At 38.6% G+C, this 16,700-nt stretch carries 11 protein-coding genes; 5 read left to right on the top strand and 6 right to left on the bottom strand.

Annotated elements, in window-relative coordinates; all coding sequences use genetic code 11:
- The first annotated feature begins 34 nt into the window (after nucleotides 1-34).
- Nucleotides 35-1,999 (top strand): alpha/beta hydrolase family protein, encoded by a 1,965-nt coding sequence (locus AAEY62_RS10250; RefSeq protein WP_350634906.1) that lies wholly within the window; start codon nucleotides 35-37, stop codon nucleotides 1,997-1,999.
- Nucleotides 2,000-2,032: 33 nt separating this feature from the next.
- On the opposite strand, the gene AAEY62_RS10245 is transcribed toward AAEY62_RS10250, so the two are convergent.
- From AAEY62_RS10245 to AAEY62_RS10235, 3 genes are all read right to left on the bottom strand, one after another.
- Nucleotides 2,033-2,974: a tetratricopeptide repeat protein gene (locus AAEY62_RS10245; protein ID WP_024589662.1), complete on the bottom strand. Its 942-nt coding sequence runs from the start codon at nucleotides 2,972-2,974 to the stop codon at nucleotides 2,033-2,035.
- Nucleotides 2,975-3,060: 86 nt separating this feature from the next.
- A complete protein-coding gene (locus AAEY62_RS10240; RefSeq protein ID WP_165736046.1) occupies nucleotides 3,061-4,461 on the bottom strand; it encodes a M20/M25/M40 family metallo-hydrolase in 1,401 nt (466 codons plus the stop codon).
- Nucleotides 4,462-4,641: 180 nt separating this feature from the next.
- Nucleotides 4,642-6,720: a TonB-dependent siderophore receptor gene (locus AAEY62_RS10235; RefSeq protein WP_101163806.1), complete on the bottom strand. Its 2,079-nt coding sequence runs from the start codon at nucleotides 6,718-6,720 to the stop codon at nucleotides 4,642-4,644.
- 191 nt (nucleotides 6,721-6,911) lie between these two features.
- Here AAEY62_RS10235 and dbpA point away from each other — a divergent pair, with 191 nt between their 5' ends.
- Nucleotides 6,912-8,300, top strand: coding sequence for an ATP-dependent RNA helicase DbpA (gene dbpA, locus AAEY62_RS10230; RefSeq protein WP_007580581.1), 1,389 nt, complete (start codon nucleotides 6,912-6,914; stop codon nucleotides 8,298-8,300).
- Nucleotides 8,301-8,322: 22 nt separating this feature from the next.
- Here the strand turns inward: dbpA and AAEY62_RS10225 are convergent, their stop codons facing one another.
- Nucleotides 8,323-8,895 carry a DNA-J related domain-containing protein gene (locus tag AAEY62_RS10225; RefSeq protein ID WP_007580582.1) on the bottom strand — a complete coding sequence of 191 codons (573 nt, stop codon included), beginning with the start codon at nucleotides 8,893-8,895 and terminating at the stop codon, nucleotides 8,323-8,325.
- Between the two features lie 76 nt (nucleotides 8,896-8,971).
- On the opposite strand from AAEY62_RS10225, the gene AAEY62_RS10220 reads away from it, so the two are divergent.
- Nucleotides 8,972-11,791, top strand: a complete 2,820-nt coding sequence (locus tag AAEY62_RS10220; protein WP_007580583.1) for an ATP-binding protein — start codon at nucleotides 8,972-8,974, stop codon at nucleotides 11,789-11,791.
- A gap of 64 nt (nucleotides 11,792-11,855) precedes the next feature.
- Here the strand turns inward: AAEY62_RS10220 and rho are convergent, their stop codons facing one another.
- Both rho and trxA read right to left on the bottom strand, forming a co-directional pair.
- Nucleotides 11,856-13,115 carry a transcription termination factor Rho gene (gene rho, locus AAEY62_RS10215; RefSeq protein WP_002960945.1) on the bottom strand — a complete coding sequence of 420 codons (1,260 nt, stop codon included), beginning with the start codon at nucleotides 13,113-13,115 and terminating at the stop codon, nucleotides 11,856-11,858.
- 185 nt (nucleotides 13,116-13,300) lie between these two features.
- Nucleotides 13,301-13,627 (bottom strand): thioredoxin TrxA, encoded by a 327-nt coding sequence (gene trxA / locus AAEY62_RS10210; RefSeq protein ID WP_002960942.1) that lies wholly within the window; start codon nucleotides 13,625-13,627, stop codon nucleotides 13,301-13,303.
- Between the two features lie 91 nt (nucleotides 13,628-13,718).
- Between trxA and rhlB the strand changes: the two genes are divergently transcribed.
- Nucleotides 13,719-14,996 (top strand): ATP-dependent RNA helicase RhlB, encoded by a 1,278-nt coding sequence (gene rhlB / locus AAEY62_RS10205; RefSeq protein ID WP_002960940.1) that lies wholly within the window; start codon nucleotides 13,719-13,721, stop codon nucleotides 14,994-14,996.
- A 43-nt stretch (nucleotides 14,997-15,039) separates the two neighbouring features.
- Nucleotides 15,040-16,533 (top strand): guanosine-5'-triphosphate,3'-diphosphate diphosphatase, encoded by a 1,494-nt coding sequence (gene gppA / locus AAEY62_RS10200; protein ID WP_350634905.1) that lies wholly within the window; start codon nucleotides 15,040-15,042, stop codon nucleotides 16,531-16,533.
- Nucleotides 16,534-16,700 lie beyond the last annotated feature (167 nt).

The raw sequence follows: 16,700 nt of genomic DNA, 5'->3' as shown, positions 1-16,700 counted from the left end.
ATATTATGACTTCTTGTTGTTAATACAGGGAATTATGATGAATTTTCTTTTAAGATGTAACTTGTTAGTACTTCTGTTATTTGTAAGCTTTTTTAGCTTCTCAAAGCAGCCCCAAATCCCCGTGGAGTACTTCAGTAAAAATAAAGAGTTTAATCACGCTACTATTTCTCCAGGCGGCGAGTATTTAGCGGTTATAAATAAAGTTGCAGGTAAAAATGCGCTTGTTATTTTTGATACTGAAAAGTTTAAAATGCTTCATGCAGTTGCCTTTGAAGGAAATGCTCAAGTTGGTGATTATCATTGGGTTAATAATGAACGAGTTGTTGTTACTAAAGAGTATTTAAAAGGGTGGCAAGACCACCCTGAATATCATGGTGAGATATTTGGCGTAAATGCTAATGGAGCTAGAGGTAAATATCTAATTGGTTACCATGGTGAAATGCAAACAGGTACACGCCTTAAAAGGCAGACCCCTTTATACGGAACTTCATTTGTATTAGATCCCTTAGTTACTAACAAAAGAAAAATGTTAGTAGTTACCTATCCTTGGACCTCGAGTAATGAACCGCATACTATTGTCTATGAAGTAGATGTATATACGGGCAAAAGGAAGCAAGTTACTTTGTCTCCATCACGTATGGCTGAATTTTTAACTGATCATGATGGTAATGTTCGAGTTTCAGTATCTACAGATAATTATATAGATGCAAAAATACATACTAAGGCAAAAGATGGCGGTGACTGGGAGAAATTAAATTTAGGAGAGGTTAGTTATGGCGATATTAGACTAAAAGCTTTTGATAAGTCTGGTGACAACATTTATATGACTGCTTCTGTTGGTGGAGAGGCTGAAGGATTATATAAACTAAATTTAAATACTAAGGAAATTGAATTAGTTCATCAAGAACAATATGTATCTCCAAAAAGAGTGTGGGTTGATGAAGTTTCAAAAGAATTATTTGCAATAGAAAGTGAGTTAGGTTATCCAAACTATGCTTTTATAGATAAAGACTCTCATAAAAGTGTTCGTTTAAAGTCTTTGATAGAAGCATTGCAGGGCGACCAAGTGCAGTTAGTCAGTAGCACCTCTAATGGCGATATTAATGTTATTTACGCATCAAGTGATACCAACCCTGGTAAATATTACTTATACGATGGGGTACAAAATAAGCTAAGAATATTATTTTCAGCGCGTGGCTGGCTGAACGAAAATGAGCTTTCAAAGACAAAACCTATTCAATATAAAACTCGGGATGGTTTAACTATTTATGGGTATTTAACTGTTCCTAATGGTCTAGAAGATAAAAACTTACCTCTAGTTGTAATGCCTCATGGCGGTCCACATGGCCCTCGTGATTATTGGGGTTATGATTCTGAGGTACAGTTATTAGCAAGTAGGGGAATGGCTGTACTAAGAGTTAATTTTAGAGGTTCTGGTGGGTTTGGTCGAAACTTCGAAGAAGCAGGTTACCAAAAGTGGGGTTCTGATATTCAGTTTGATATTATTGATGGTGTTAAGTTTTTAATTTCTAATGGAACGGTAAACAAAAACAACATTTGTATAATGGGATCAAGCTTTGGTGCTTATTCAGCTTTGCAGAGCGCCATTTTAGAGCCAGACATGTTTAAGTGTGCAATTGGCACAGTTGGTATTTATGACCTACCGCTAATGTTTGAAGAAGGTGATATTTCAGGGCGTAGTACAGGACAAAACTATCTTGAAAACGTTTTAGGCACTGATGAAACGCTTTTGAAGGCATTTTCACCTAGCTATAATATAGATAAGCTTAAAGCAGCTGTGTTCATAGTTCACGCAGGTGAAGATGCACGAGCCCCTATTGAACAAGCCGAATCATTAATTGCTGCATTGAAAAAGGCTAACCATCCTTATAAGTACGTGTTATTGGAGGATGAGGGCCATGGTTTTTACAAAGAAGAGCACAGAACTGCTTACTACAAACAAGTAATTAATTTTTTAGATAAACATTTAGAGTTATAAAATATTAAAGCAGCAAGTAACATACTTGCTGCTTTATTCACAGTTAGCTATTTTACAAAGCGATTCTAATTCAAATTGTGCTTTAGTATTTTTTTGCTCAATGGCCTTTTTATACCAATAAATAGCCTGTTGATAATTTTGAGCTATTCCCTGACCATCACGATACATTTGCGCTAAATTTAATTGCCCCCATTGAGAACCCGCTTCAGCAGCTAGCTTAAAGCTATTAAATGCTTCAAAAAACAACTTATCTTTAAAATAAATAATGCCTTGTTGATTGTTTTTATCGAGTTTTAAACCTTTATATAGTGGCTTAGGTTTGGGAGGAAACATCACAAACCCGCCATAAAGGCTGTTGGCATAAGGTCGCAGCACGTCATAAATAGCTTCGTCTTTATACAAACGCTTTACTTCATCACGAGGGAGAGTGATTGTTTTAGTGGAGAAGTAATTGTCTTGAATTAGTTGGCTGGTACGCATTGCCAAGGTAATACTATTATTACGTTTATAGCTGTAGTTGCTTATCTGAAAGGTAATAAACTGCTTATCAAAACTTAAAACTTGAGCAATTCTTAAATTGGTTAGGGTCCAGGGTTCGTGTGTAAATTTGTCGGCGTGTACTAAGTAGGTGTCATATATTTTAGGTGTATTCAAATAGCTTTGCTTTTGAGTCTCGGTATCAAGGTGTTGTTGATAAAAAAACGAAACAATCCAAAGCAATAAAAATACGCCAATAAAGTATTTAGGTAGGCTTAGTTTTTCTATTAACGGTAGTTGCGGTATTTTAACAGGTTCGCTTTTTCCGCATTGATAGCACTCGCGTTTATAGCTTAATTTTAAGGCAAGCATAGGTAAAATGCTAAATCGTAAATAGCGGCTTTTATTTACTAAATGGTAGGCGTCGCTTTGGCAGTGAGGGCAGCGTGTTATTTGTGCAAAATGTGGAAATGATTCACTCGTGTTGAAAAGTAACATAAAGCACGCTCCTTGTTTAATTACCTAAAGGTAAAACAAGAAGCGTGTTAGTTAAAGCTACAAACTGTAAGTAAGTATGTCTGTTATTACTTATTTTGAGCTTTAGGCTTGATAGTGGTTTTTGCATCGGCAGCCATTAGAGCAAATACAGCGTATGCAGCGGTATTTTGACGAAGCTTAGCAGGTGTTACTTTATCAAGCGTATCGTCAGCTGTATGGTGGTAATCAAAGTAATCTGTTCCATCTTGAGCAAGTTCAAAAATAGGCGCTGACGTTGCTGCTTTAAGTGGAATTAGATCGGGGCCACCATTCGCTTGGTTTTTACCAATGTGCTCAATATTTAACGGCGCAAGTTCTTTTGCTATAGCGCGAACTACAGGAAGTGACTCTGCGCTTACGTTCGATTCAAAAGCATATACAACATCGGCGCCAAAATCAGACTCAGCGGCTGCAACAATATTGCTTAGCTCGTTTTTATGCTCTGCAAAATAAGCTTTTGCACCCCAAAGACCTAGCTCTTCAGCTGCAAAAAGTACCACACGAATACTGCGCTTAGGACGTTTTACATCGCTAATATGTTTAGCGGCTGCCATTGTTAGTGCAACGCCTGCGCCGTCATCTAATGCGCCAGTCCCTAAGTCCCAAGAATCTAAATGCCCCCCAATTAATACATATTGCTCAGGGTTTTCGGTACCATTAAATTGGCCAATCACGTTATAACCAGTGCCTTCACCAAGGCTTTCGGTTTGCACATTAATATTTACCGATACGTCTTTATTTAAAGCGACTAAGCGTGCTATTTGATCTGCATCTGGGTTAGCAATTGTTACGTTAGGTATTTTTGTAACACCTTCTTTATAGTAACTACCACCGGTGTGTGCAAAACGATGATGACCGGTACTAACCGAGCGCATCATGTAGGCAACAGCGCCTTTTTTAGACGCTTCTATAGCGCCTGTACCGCGTGCTTTTACAGCAGGTCCGTAACCATTCCCGTCTATATCGCGGTTCATACGGTAATTAATATATGCAATTTTACCTTTTAAACTGTTCGCCGGTGCGGCTTTTAATTCATCAAGTGTTTCGAATAATACAACCGGCGCTGTAATCCCATCTTTTGGCGTGCTTATACTGTTACCTAATGCAGTTAAGTGCAGTGGTTGCTCGCTTGGTGTTAGTATTTTTCCGCTTTCGCTATAACGGCGCCATTCAGGAAATGTGGCTTTTTCTAACCATACTTTATCAAAGCCCAGTTCATTAAATTTGGCTTGAGCCCATGCAACCGCTTTTTTATCGTTTTCGGTACCAGGAAGGCGTGGGCCTACTTCAGTTGTTAATGACTCTAGTAATTTATAGCTTAAATCACTATTTAGTGCAGAGGTGCGCACTTCGTCTACTTGTTGTAATTGCTTTTGGGTAAATTCGGCGCTGTTAGCGTTTGCAGCCATACTGCTAGTAAGCAGCAGTGCGGTAATTAATTTTTTCATTTTGGTAGGCCTTTTTAATAATTAGCGCTATTAGAGCATGTAACAAACATGATAAAAAATAGATGAGATGAATAGGCTTTGTAATAGGTTTAATGCTGTTAAGTGTAAATATTTAGATATAAAAAAGCCCGCGTAAATGTACGCGGGCTATATTTTAAAGCTGTTATTTAAGGCATTTATTTAAAAGCTAAATTGCGCAGCTAAACGAAGATTTGTACCCTCGCCAACAGTTACATTATTTGTGCCGCCACCACCTAAATAGCTTTTATCAAATAAGTTTTCGATGTTAAGGCGTAAGTTAATATCGGTATTACTTAAGTTAAACTTATAAGTTGCACCTACATCAACACGCGTATATGCATCTTTAGTAATTGTATTGTTGCTATCGGCAAAGCGCTCACCTTCGTAAAATGCACCAGCATTAAGTGCAATGGCGTCATTTAATTCATAACGCGTCCAAAGTGATGCCGACCATTTTGGTGCATCGGTAGGGCGTTTACCTTCCAATACTTCATCGCGTTCAAAGTTAGCATCTAAGTACATAGTTGATGCCATAACAAATAAGCGGTCAGTAGCGGCACCTTGTGCGCTTACTTCAACACCTTTGTGGCGTTGTTCACCCACTTGGTTTGTTTCACTTGTGAATGAGCCAATAGGCGTCTCAAGTTGTTCGCTAACAAGAGTACCTTCTTTGCTAATATCAAAAATAGCACTGGTAAGCATTAGGCGGTCATCAAATAACTGCCATTTTATACCAATCTCTCTTTGCTTAGATGTAACAGCATCTAATTTCATGCCGTTATTTACATCTGTTTCATCAATCAGTGTTTCGCTACCTTGAGGCTCAAAACCTTCTGAGTAACTAGCGTATATAGTTGCAGAAGCATTTGGGTGATAAAGCACACCTACTTTTGGTACAAATGATTCGTTATCATTTCCTGTGCTATTTTGTTTGTCGTAACGACCACCCAATGATAGTTGCCACTCAGGCGAGAACGAAATTAAGTCTTGAACGTAAATTCCGTAGTAGTCGTATTCAGTTTCGCTTACTGTATCATCTGTTTTATAGCTTACTGATGGACGAGATGGTTCTGCTTGTCCTGCAGAAAAATCAAAAGAGTCGGCAGAGGTACGACGTTGCCCGTAGTAATAATCAAGCGAGTTTGCGCCAATTAAAAATTGGTGCTGTAAGCTACCTGTTTTAAATTCACCAATAAAATCAATAAATGCAGTTTTAAATTGCCAATCGTCAAAACGGTCGTAAGGACGAGACTCATAGCTGTCCCCCTCAACAAAGTCACTTGGCATATTCGGTGCTGACTCAAAGCGTTGGCGCTCAAACGTTTGTTCGTTATAGCCAAGCTTTACTTGCCAGTTATCGGTTAAAAATACTTCTAGGTCTACACCTAGGTTTTCTACGGTTATATCGGTAAACGCCCAAGACATATCACGGATTGTTTTATCATCACCAATTACATTGGCATTATCGTCTATCCATGCGCCAGTATCTAAACCTGCTTCGTCGTCTGTGCGGTCGTAATGCACACGTACTAATGCGTTGTCGCTAATATCGTAATCTACAACTAAAGCACCTAAAAAGCGGTCACGCTCGCGGTTTTCACCGTTTTGGTATTCACGCCAGTAATCAACATCTTGTTTAACTAAAATACCACGAGCACGTAAATCTTCAGATTCAGTCAAGGCACCTGCAGCATCAACCATAAAGCGCGTTGAGCCATGTTGATCTACATCGGCACTGGCGTTAAATAATGTTTGTGCTGTAGGCTTTTTAGTAACCATGTTCACCAAGCCACCCGGACCTGATTGACCATATAAAATGCTCGATGGGCCTTTAATTACTTCAACTTGTTGTAAAATTTCGATTGGTTGTTGGTAGTGCGACCAATGCTGATGCCCATCACGTAAATAACCTGTTGATGAGCTTAGCTCAAACCCACGTAAGTTAAATACTTCACGATTTCGTTGTTGTGAGCCTGCAGTTAAGCTTGCGTCATTTGTGAGTACTTCGCCAAGTGTAGTGGCAAGCTGTTCGCTAATAATAGTGTCGGTTATTACAGTGACAGATTGTGCGGTTTCAAGTAATGAAGCTGATGTTCTCATTGCGCCATTAGCGTTATCTACTTTGTAATCGTTAAAGTAGCTACCCTTTACTTCTATGCGTTCAAGGTCGGTAGTGTTTGCATATGTGTTTGTTGTAATGCTTGCTAATAGTGCTATGTAAAGAGAATTCAGTTTCATTGTTTGCTTCCAGCAGTGATATGTAAAAAACAATCGCGATCTTAATGCAAACTACTATCATTTTCAACGCCTTTTGTTAACGTGCTTTATTATGTGTTTGTTAATGGTTGCTAATTACGAATTCTGCTATTATTAGCAGCATATTTAGTGGGGCTTTCCCCCACGTTATTTTTATTGCTATGGAACTTACTGTGACTTCAACTGCTTTTTCATCTTTGGCTTTACCAGCTGGACTCGTTGATAATTTATCAACACTTGGTTATGCGCATATGACACCTGTACAAGCGCAAAGTTTACCGCCTGTACTTGCTGGTAAAGACATCATTGCTCAGGCAAAAACCGGTTCAGGTAAAACTGCTGCGTTTAGCTTGGGTGTGTTAGCTAAATTAAACGTAAAACGCTTTCGTATTCAATCTTTAGTGTTGTGTCCTACTCGTGAGCTTGCCGAGCAGGTTGCGGTTGAAATGCGTAAATTAGCGCGCGGTATCCATAACATTAAAATATTAACGTTATGTGGCGGTGTATCAATTGGTCCACAAATAGGCTCGCTTGAACATGGCGCGCATATTATTGTTGGCACACCTGGGCGTGTTGATGACCATATTCGTAAAGGTACTTTACGTTTAGATGATGTTGAAACATTGGTACTTGATGAAGCCGATCAAATGCTTGATATGGGTTTTCAAGATACACTTGATGCAATTATTGAGCGTATCCCACAAAATCGTCAAACATTGTTATTTAGTGCAACATTCCCAAGAGCTATTGAAGCAATTGCTAAGCGTGTACTTAAAAATCCAGAAATGGTTAAAGTAGAAGAAGAGCAAGCCAAAAGTACAATTAAGCAGTACTTCTACAAAATGGATAATAATAAGCAGCGCTACCCAACGCTAAAATTATTATTACTTAAATTTACACCACAAAGCTGTGTTGTGTTTTGTAATACTAAAGTAGAAACACAACAAGTGTGTGACGATTTAGCTGATGAAGGCTTTAGTGCTGTTTCGCTACACGGTGATTTAGAACAGCGCGATCGTGAACGTACGTTAATTCACTTTTCAAATAAAAGTGCTTCAATACTTGTTGCAACCGATGTTGCTGCACGTGGTTTAGATATTGACGATATGGATATGGTGATTAACTACCATTTAGCACATGACACGCAAACACATGTGCATCGTGTTGGTCGTACAGGTCGCGCTGGTAAAAAGGGCATTGCATGTTCTATTTACGGTGAAGCCGAAGCGTTTAAAATTGCTCAAATAGGCGAACATTACGAACGCGATATTACTCCAGAGCAAATGCCACCATTTAATTTATTAGACAAGCCACCATACCGCCCTGAAATGGTTACTTTGATGATTGATTCAGGTAAAAAGCAAAAAGTACGTGCAGGTGATATTTTAGGTGCTTTAACGGGTAAAGATGGGGTTGCAGGTCGTCAGGTGGGTAAAATTAACGTACTTGATAACGTAGCGTTTGTTGCTGTTGAGCGTAACTCATTAAAACCTGCGCTTCGTAAATTAACCGAAGGCAATATTAAAGGGCGTAAAATACGCGCACGCCGCCTTACTCGTTAATTTAAACTTCTAAATTAATAGATTAACGAGCAGCTACCTTTAGCTGCTCGTATTGTATTTTTATTTTTTTAAACTCAACTTCACAGCCATTTGGTTTATCTGGGTGCACTTGTAATGCAAGTTGTCTCCAGCGCTTTTGAACATTTTTAAGAGTGAAATTTTCAGGTAACTTCCATTCTAAAGCCAATGCTTTAAATTCATTTTCATTTAAAGCCTGTTGTGGTGATGTCGTTTTAAACTGACGCCAAAAGCTATTTAAAAGCTCATCAATCTGCTCTTCACTGGTATCGTAATTATGCCAATCTAAATAATAATCTCGCAAATTTTCGCTTGTTGTTACTAAACTATTATCTCCTTTTTCTAAAAGCTCGATATGCAGAGCTGAAATGAGTAAACTCTGAGGGCGTAATTGTGCCTGCAGTTGGTACAGTGCATTCATGATTAAAAAGTTACGTTTAAATAAATCACGTTCAGGACTTTTATCGAGAGTGGTCATAGCGCTGCGGTTTGTCAGTTCTGCTGCTAAAGTATGAACTTGCCAAACCTGCTTTGTTAGTATTAGCTCAAAAATCTCATCAATCAGTGGGTTAAGCATTGTTTAGGCCCTAGTAGTTGGTGTATCTTCAATAAAGATTACACTGATATAAGTAACGGTTTGAAGGATTAAAATTATGCTGGGCAAGTTAAAATGCCTCTTATTTACTATATGCTGTGTACTAATAGCTCCTAGCTATGCCCAAAATAATGATTCGTTATTTGAGCAATTCAAAAACGAAGTGCAGTGGGAACCTAAATTACAATTAGCAAACATGCTACTTGCTAATAAAAATGCCTCCAAAAAGGAGCGTGTCGCTGTTTATTCGGCATTGGGTAATACTGCGTTATCGGTTGATAATTTTAAAGACTCATTACATTACTTTAAATTACTCGAACAACATACTTCGGATACTTTCTTCCCTGATGAGCACTTTCGTGCAATTAAAATGCAAGGTGTTGTACTTTTTTATCAAGGCTTATTTCAAAAAGCGATTATTGAATATACCCGTACCCTAGCATTAGCAGAAAAGAATAAGCAATTACTAGAGCAGGCAAACTTATTAAATAATATTGGTTTGGCCTATTTTAATATGAATAAGCTAGGCGATACCCTAGAGTTTTATTTAAAAGCAAAAGCTATCTACGAGGCGTACGGCAGTGAGCAAGATAAAACCGATATACTACTTAATATAGCAGGCGTTTATATACGCTTATCACGCTACGATAGTGCGTTTGGTCTTTATCAAGATGTACTTAAGGTTTATCAACGATTAGATGATAAAAGCGGTATTGCGCAGGTATATAACAATATGGGTGTTGCCCATATGGAGAGTAATCAATTTGACTTAGCACTGCATTATTATCAGCTAGCGCTGCGCTATTATATTTCAGCTAATGATTACAATAAGTTATCTACACAATATACAAATTTAGCTAACACTAATTTAGTATTAAAAAAAGTGGATGAAGCGTACGAGCAAGCTAAATTAGGTGAGTACTATGCCCTTAAAATAGATAATCATAATTTAGAGCTTAATGCGCTACATGCGCTGGCTAAAATTCAGTTTGTTAAGGGTAACTTAGAAGAGGCGCAAATAAATTTAGATAGAGCAATTTTACTTGCTCATGAATATGGTAGTGAGCGAATAATTAGAGAGAGCTTGGGGGCCAAAGCACTTCTTGAAGCCAGTAAAGGCGATTATTCAAGCGCAATGGCTTTGCAACAAAAATATATTAGTGAGTTGCGAAAGCTCAGAAGTACGGCAATTATAAATGCACTAGCGGTACTTCAGCATCAATTTAAAGCAACGCAATTAAACCAAGAGATAGAAAAACTTAAACAAGATCGCCGTGTGCAAGAGCTAAAAATGTCGCAGCGTTCTCAGCTTACTTTATTCTCTTTTTTACTATTACTTTTAGTTGTCGTAACTGGTATTGCGCTTTATCGCCGTGGTGCAGAAAAACGCGCTAAGCAGCAGTTAACAGAACAAGTTACGCAACGTACTGCAGAATTGCAGGCAATTGCACAAGAGCTGAGAGAAGCCAACGATGTTAAAAGCCAGTTTTTGGCTAATATTAGTCACGAAATTCGCACTCCACTAACGGCTATTTTAGGGCAAACAGATGCTTTGATTAATGAATTATATGAGCCTGAGTCACTTAAAGATGAATTAAGAGTAATTCAGCGTCACAGTGACCATTTAAAAAGCTTAATAAATGATGTACTCGATTTAAGTAAAATTGAAGCCAATAGATTAGAGTTAAATATTTCGTGCTTTGATATTGTAGAGCTCGTAAATGATGTGCACGCAATGTTTATCACCCAAGCAAAAGCAAAAAATCTACATCTTATTTTAGACAATCAAGTGGGTAATGAGTTTTACACTAAGCTGGATTTAATACGCGTAAAGCAGATTCTTATAAACTTATGTGCAAATGCTATTAAGTTTACTCATTCAGGGCAGATCATTATTGCATTAAATAAGAGTGAGCAAGGACTAGTTATTATTGTAAAAGATACCGGTATTGGTATGAGCTCTAAACAGTTAAAGCTTATTTTTGAATGCTTTAGCCAAGCTGATAACAGCATTAGCCGTCGCTTTGGTGGTACAGGGTTAGGCCTTAGCTTATCGCAACAATTAGCTGCGATGATGGGTGGTTATATCAGCGTACAAAGCGAATACAAAAAGGGCAGTCAGTTTTCGTTCTTTTTACCGTGCGCAGAAGTAAATAAATCTCAAAGCATGATTGAAACTCAAAGTGCTCCTAAGGCAAATAAGCAATTGGCAGGTCGTGTCGTACTTGCGGAGGATCATCCTGATAATCGTAGGTTAATAAGTCGTTATTTACGCTCAATGGGACTCGAGGTTATTGCTGTTGAAAATGGTGAGCAAGCGGTAGAGCAGTGCTTAAAAGAATATCCAGATTTGGTATTGCTCGATATTCAAATGCCAGTAATGGATGGGCGTTCTGCTTTTCAGCTATTAAAGCAATGTGGTTTTGAGCGACCTATTTTTGCTTTAACAGCAAATGCTATGAGTCATGAAGTGGATGGTTATTTAGAGTTAGGGTTTACTGGTTACTTAGGTAAACCGATAGACAAAGAGTCATTTTATAAAGCGCTTTCTAGTCACCTACATAATGCAGAAGATCAGCCAATTACAAAGCAAAATGAAGTTGATATGAGCGATCTTGTGATTAGTTTCAAGCAGAGCTTTGCTTTGGAGAGTGAAACGATTACGCAGCATTTTATAAGCGAAGATTTAGATGCGCTACAAAAAGATAGCCATCGCATCTTAGGGGCTGCACAAATGTTTGGTTTGGATGAAATTGCGCAATCGGCTAAAAATTTAGACAGAGCACTTCTACGCAGAAGCCAAAAAAGCAGTGCAAATGACTTTAAAGCGCTCGTTGATACGCTGCAGGGTGTACTTAAAAAGTATAATGAAAGTTAAACTGTATTTAATCCAGACACAAAAAAAGCGCCTAAGGCGCTTTTTTTATTCAATTAAAACGCTTTTATTGGCGTCTCATCGAATCAAAAAATTCATCATTGGTTTTGCTCATCGATAGTTTATCGATTAAGAATTCCATTGCATCAATTTCTGACATGTCATGAACAATTTTACGTAAAATCCAAAGCTTTTGAAGTTCATCTGGTTTTGTTAGTAATTCTTCACGACGAGTACCTGAGCGGTTAAAGTCGATAGCTGGGAATACACGTCTTTCCGCAATTTTACGGTTAAGGTGAAGTTCCATGTTACCAGTACCTTTAAACTCTTCGTAGATAACTTCATCCATTTTAGAGCCAGTATCGATAAGAGCTGTAGCTATGATTGTTAAGCTACCACCTTCCTCAACGTTACGTGCAGCACCAAAGAAGCGCTTAGGTTTATGTAATGCGTTAGCGTCAACACCACCAGTAAGTACTTTACCTGATGAAGGAATAACGGTGTTATAAGCACGTGCTAAACGAGTGATTGAATCCAATAAGATAACAACATCTTTTTTATGTTCAACTAGGCGTTTTGCTTTTTCGATAACCATTTCGGCAACTTGTACGTGACGAGAAGCTGGTTCATCAAACGTTGATGCAATAACTTCACCTTTAACTAGGCGTTGCATCTCTGTTACTTCTTCCGGACGTTCATCAATAAGTAAAACCATTAATGTTACATCAGGATGATTGTGCGTAATTGATTGTGCAATATTTTGAAGTAGCATTGTTTTACCCGCTTTTGGCGGAGCTACTAACAAACCACGTTGGCCGCGGCCAATAGGAGATGCTAAATCAAGTACACGGGCTGTAATATCTTCTTTACTGCCGTTACCACGTTCCATGCGAAAACGTTCGTTTGCATGTAATGGAGTAAGGTTTTCAAAAAGAATTTTAGTTCGAGAGTTTTCAGGTTTATCAAAGTTAACTTCATTTACTTTAAGTAAAGCAAAGTAACGTTCACCGTCTTTAGGTGGACGAATAAGACCTGAAATTGAATCGCCAGTACGCATGCTGAAACGGCGAATTTGGCTAGGTGAAACATAAATGTCATCTGGGCCAGCTAAGTAAGAGGCTTCTGATGATCTTAAGAAGCCGAAACCATCTTGTAAAATCTCTAATACACCGCCGCCGAAGATATTCTCTCCGCCTTTGGCATGGGATTTAAGAATGGCAAAAATGATATCTTGCTTTCTTAAGCGGGCTACGTTTTCGAGCCCCATGGACTCAGCTAAGTCTACAAGCTCTTTAATGGACTTGTCTTTTAATTCGCGTAAATGCATATTGGTGGGTTCTTTATTACAGTTGTCATACTCAAAATCGCTTTGATCGTTGAGTGAGGTTTGTTGAATATAACTAAGGATTAGTTGGCTTTATAAACTAGCAGTTCACTGGCAAAGCGTCCAGTCTTTATACAAAATAAATTTAAAAAAGGGCAAAAAGCCCTTTTTATTGTTCTAGCTTACAGTTAGATGTTGTTTTCTAAAAACTCGATAAGTTGAGTTTTTGAAAGAGCACCTACTTTCGTTGCAGCTACTTGGCCATCTTTAAAAAGAAGTAAAGTAGGGATACCACGAATACCAAATTTTGGCGGTGTGCCAGCATTTTGGTCAATGTTTAATTTAGCAACAGTCACACGGCTGTCGTATTCATCAGCAACTTCGTGAAGAATAGGGGCGATCATTTTACAAGGTCCACACCATTCAGCCCAGAAATCTACTAGTACTGGTTTGTCAGATTGTAATACGTCAGCTTCAAAGCTATCGTCAGTAATTTGGATTATTTTCTCGCTCATTGCGCTCTCCGATTTAGTTAGGCGAAATATTTAGTGCGTATTTAAACACTCTTGTTTCTTATTGCAAGTTTAAACGTTATGCTTAAACGCTATGACTAAGACACATTTAACCGATAAAAAGTTTTCAGACTTTGCTATCGCACCGGAAGTGGTTGCCGGTTTAACCGAGAATGGGTTTGAATATTGCACACCTATTCAAGCAAAATGCCTACCTTTTATTTGTGATGGACGCGATATCGCGGGCCAAGCTCAAACAGGTACAGGCAAAACGTTGGCGTTTTTAACTGCCACGTGCCATCGGTTATTACAATCTAGCAAAGCACCTAGTAAACATCCAAGAGCCCTGATCATGGCCCCTACTCGGGAGCTTGCGATTCAGATACACAAAGATGCTAAAATTTTAGCGCCGCACTGTAATCTTAACTTAGGTTTAGTATATGGTGGCGAAGATTACGAAAAACAACGTGCACAACTAGAAAAAGGCGTTGATATTTTAATTGGTACTACAGGTCGTCTAATTGATCTGTATAAGCAAGGCTGTTACACCCTTAATGAAATTGAGGTAGTCGTGCTTGACGAAGCTGATCGTATGTTCGATTTAGGTTTTATCAAAGATATTCGCTATATGTTCGATCGTATGCCAGATACATCAAAGCGTTTAAACTTATTATTTTCTGCCACATTATCGTATCGCGTACAAGAATTAGCTTTTGAGCACATGACAAACCCAGAACATGTTCAAATTGAACCTGACGTTAAAACGGGTAAACGTATTCAAGAAGAGCTATTTCATCCTTCGCAAGAAGATAAAATTAAGCTGTTGTTAACCTTAATTGAAGAAGAATGGCCAGAGAAAGCAATCGTGTTTGCAAATACCAAGCACAGTTGTGAAACAGTATATGCTTGGCTTAAGTCAGACGGTCATCGTGTAGGTATGCTTACTGGTGATGTTAACCAGAAAAAACGCCAAACTATATTAGCGCAGTTTAGCAAAGGCGACTTAGACTTTTTAGTTGCGACTGATGTTGCAGCGCGTGGTCTTCATATTCCAGAAGTAAGTCATGTATTTAACTTTGATTTACCTGACGATTGTGAAGATTATGTTCACCGTATTGGTCGTACTGGCCGCGCTGGTGCATCAGGCCACGCAATTAGTTTTGCATGTGAGCAATATGCATATAACCTGCATGAAATTGAAGAATATATAGAGCACAGCATTCCTTTATCACATTATGATAAAACAGCATTGCTAGATGATTTAACTCAGCCTATTATTCAAAGAAAGCGCAACTATTCAACAGGTCCACGTAACCGTAGTAATAACAGCGGACGTCGCCCAAATAATAGTTACCAAAAAGGACGGTCGTAAACGACCGTTTGTATAAGTAGTAGTAACTAGAGGTTTTTGAACGGTGGGGCAACTTAAACCGCAAAAAAATGTGTACGCAGTTATTGATTTGGGCTCAAATAGCTTTCATATGCTTATAGCCAAATCAATTGCTGGCGGTCTACAAACAATTGGACGTGTTAAACGCAAAGTCCGATTAGCCGCAGGGCTTGATAAAGATAACGTATTGAGCACTGAAGCAATGCAGCGAGGCTGGGAATGCCTTGCCCTTTTTGCTGAGCGTCTACAAGATATCCCAGATAAAAACATCACCATAGTAGCAACAGCCACCTTACGGCTAGCCACTAACGCCGAAGTATTCAAAAATCATGCAGAAAAGATTCTTGGCCATAACATTAATGTTATTAGCGGAGAATTAGAAGCGCGTACAATTTATAAAGGTGTTGCTCATACTTCATCTTGTACTGGCAAACAGCTTGTTATTGATATTGGTGGTGCAAGTACCGAAGTTGTAATTGGTAAAGCATTTGATGCCTTACATTACAAAAGCCTCAATATGGGGTGTGTTACCTATCTTGAACGCTATTTCAAAGACTGCCAATTAAGTAAGAGTAACTTTAACGCAGCCATAAAAGCAGCTCGTACAGTCATTGATGAAATTTCTCCAGAATATAAAACAGCGGGATGGCAAATTGCATCTGGTGCTTCTGGCACAGTGCAAGCAATTCAAGAAATTATGGTCGCTCAAAATCTTGACGATTTACTTACGCTTGAAAAGCTCAACACTATAAAAGAGCAAGCAATTGCATTTAGCACTATTGCAGCGCTAGACCTTCCTGGATTAAGTGAAGACCGTCGACTGGTATTTGTATCAGGGCTCGCAATCTTAATCGCACTATTTGAATCTCTTGAAATAGAAAAAATGGGATTGGCGGGTGGAGCACTGCGTGAAGGCGTTTTATATAGCATGGTTCCGGAGTTTCATAATAACGACATTCGTAAACGCACAGTTGATGGGTTTATGAGTCGTTATCACGTTGATCAAAAACAAGCGTGTCGGGTTTCAAGCTTAGCTATGCAGTTAGCGGTAAGTATTGATAAAGATTGGCCAATTGAAAGTTTAAATGGGTTACCACTATTAAAAGCGGTAGCGCAGCTTCATGAGATTGGATTACTAATAGAATATAAGCAGTACCATAAACACACCGCTTATATTTTGGAAAATACTGATATGCCTGGTTTTTCACAGTCAGAGCATAAATTAATAGTAGCGGTAGCAGATGCGCATCGTTCTGATTTTCCAAAAGGCTGTTTTAATTCACTCGGCGTAAATAGTCTATTAGCGCAATATATAGTGAGATTACTACGGATAGCAGTCATCTTATCAATGCGCAGACAAGATGATGTACTGCCTATGTTTAAGTTAACTGCTAAAAATGAAGTGTTAGACCTTAAGTTTGAAAGTAACTGGTTAAAAGATCATCCATTAATGGCCAGCGAGCTACAACAAGAGTCTAAACAGCAAGGTAAACTTGGGTGGAAGCTCATAGTAAACTAATTAAAAAGGCCCATCAGGGTCTTTTTAGTGTTTAAAGTAACCATTTCGATGCAAATATGTACGAGCAGCACATTATTTCAAGTTTTCTTCAAAAAAGGGTTGATCTGTTTTCGGATCTCCCTATAATGCGACCCCACTGAGACGGGAAACGCCAACGCATAGCGAGG

The organism is Pseudoalteromonas sp. GW168-MNA-CIBAN-0100, from assembly GCF_040309225.1.
In the GTDB taxonomy this organism is placed as follows: Bacteria; Pseudomonadota; Gammaproteobacteria; order Enterobacterales; family Alteromonadaceae; genus Pseudoalteromonas; species Pseudoalteromonas arctica.
The sequence above is the reverse complement of the archived record's forward strand: the minus strand, read 5'-3'. Positions and strand labels throughout refer to the sequence as shown.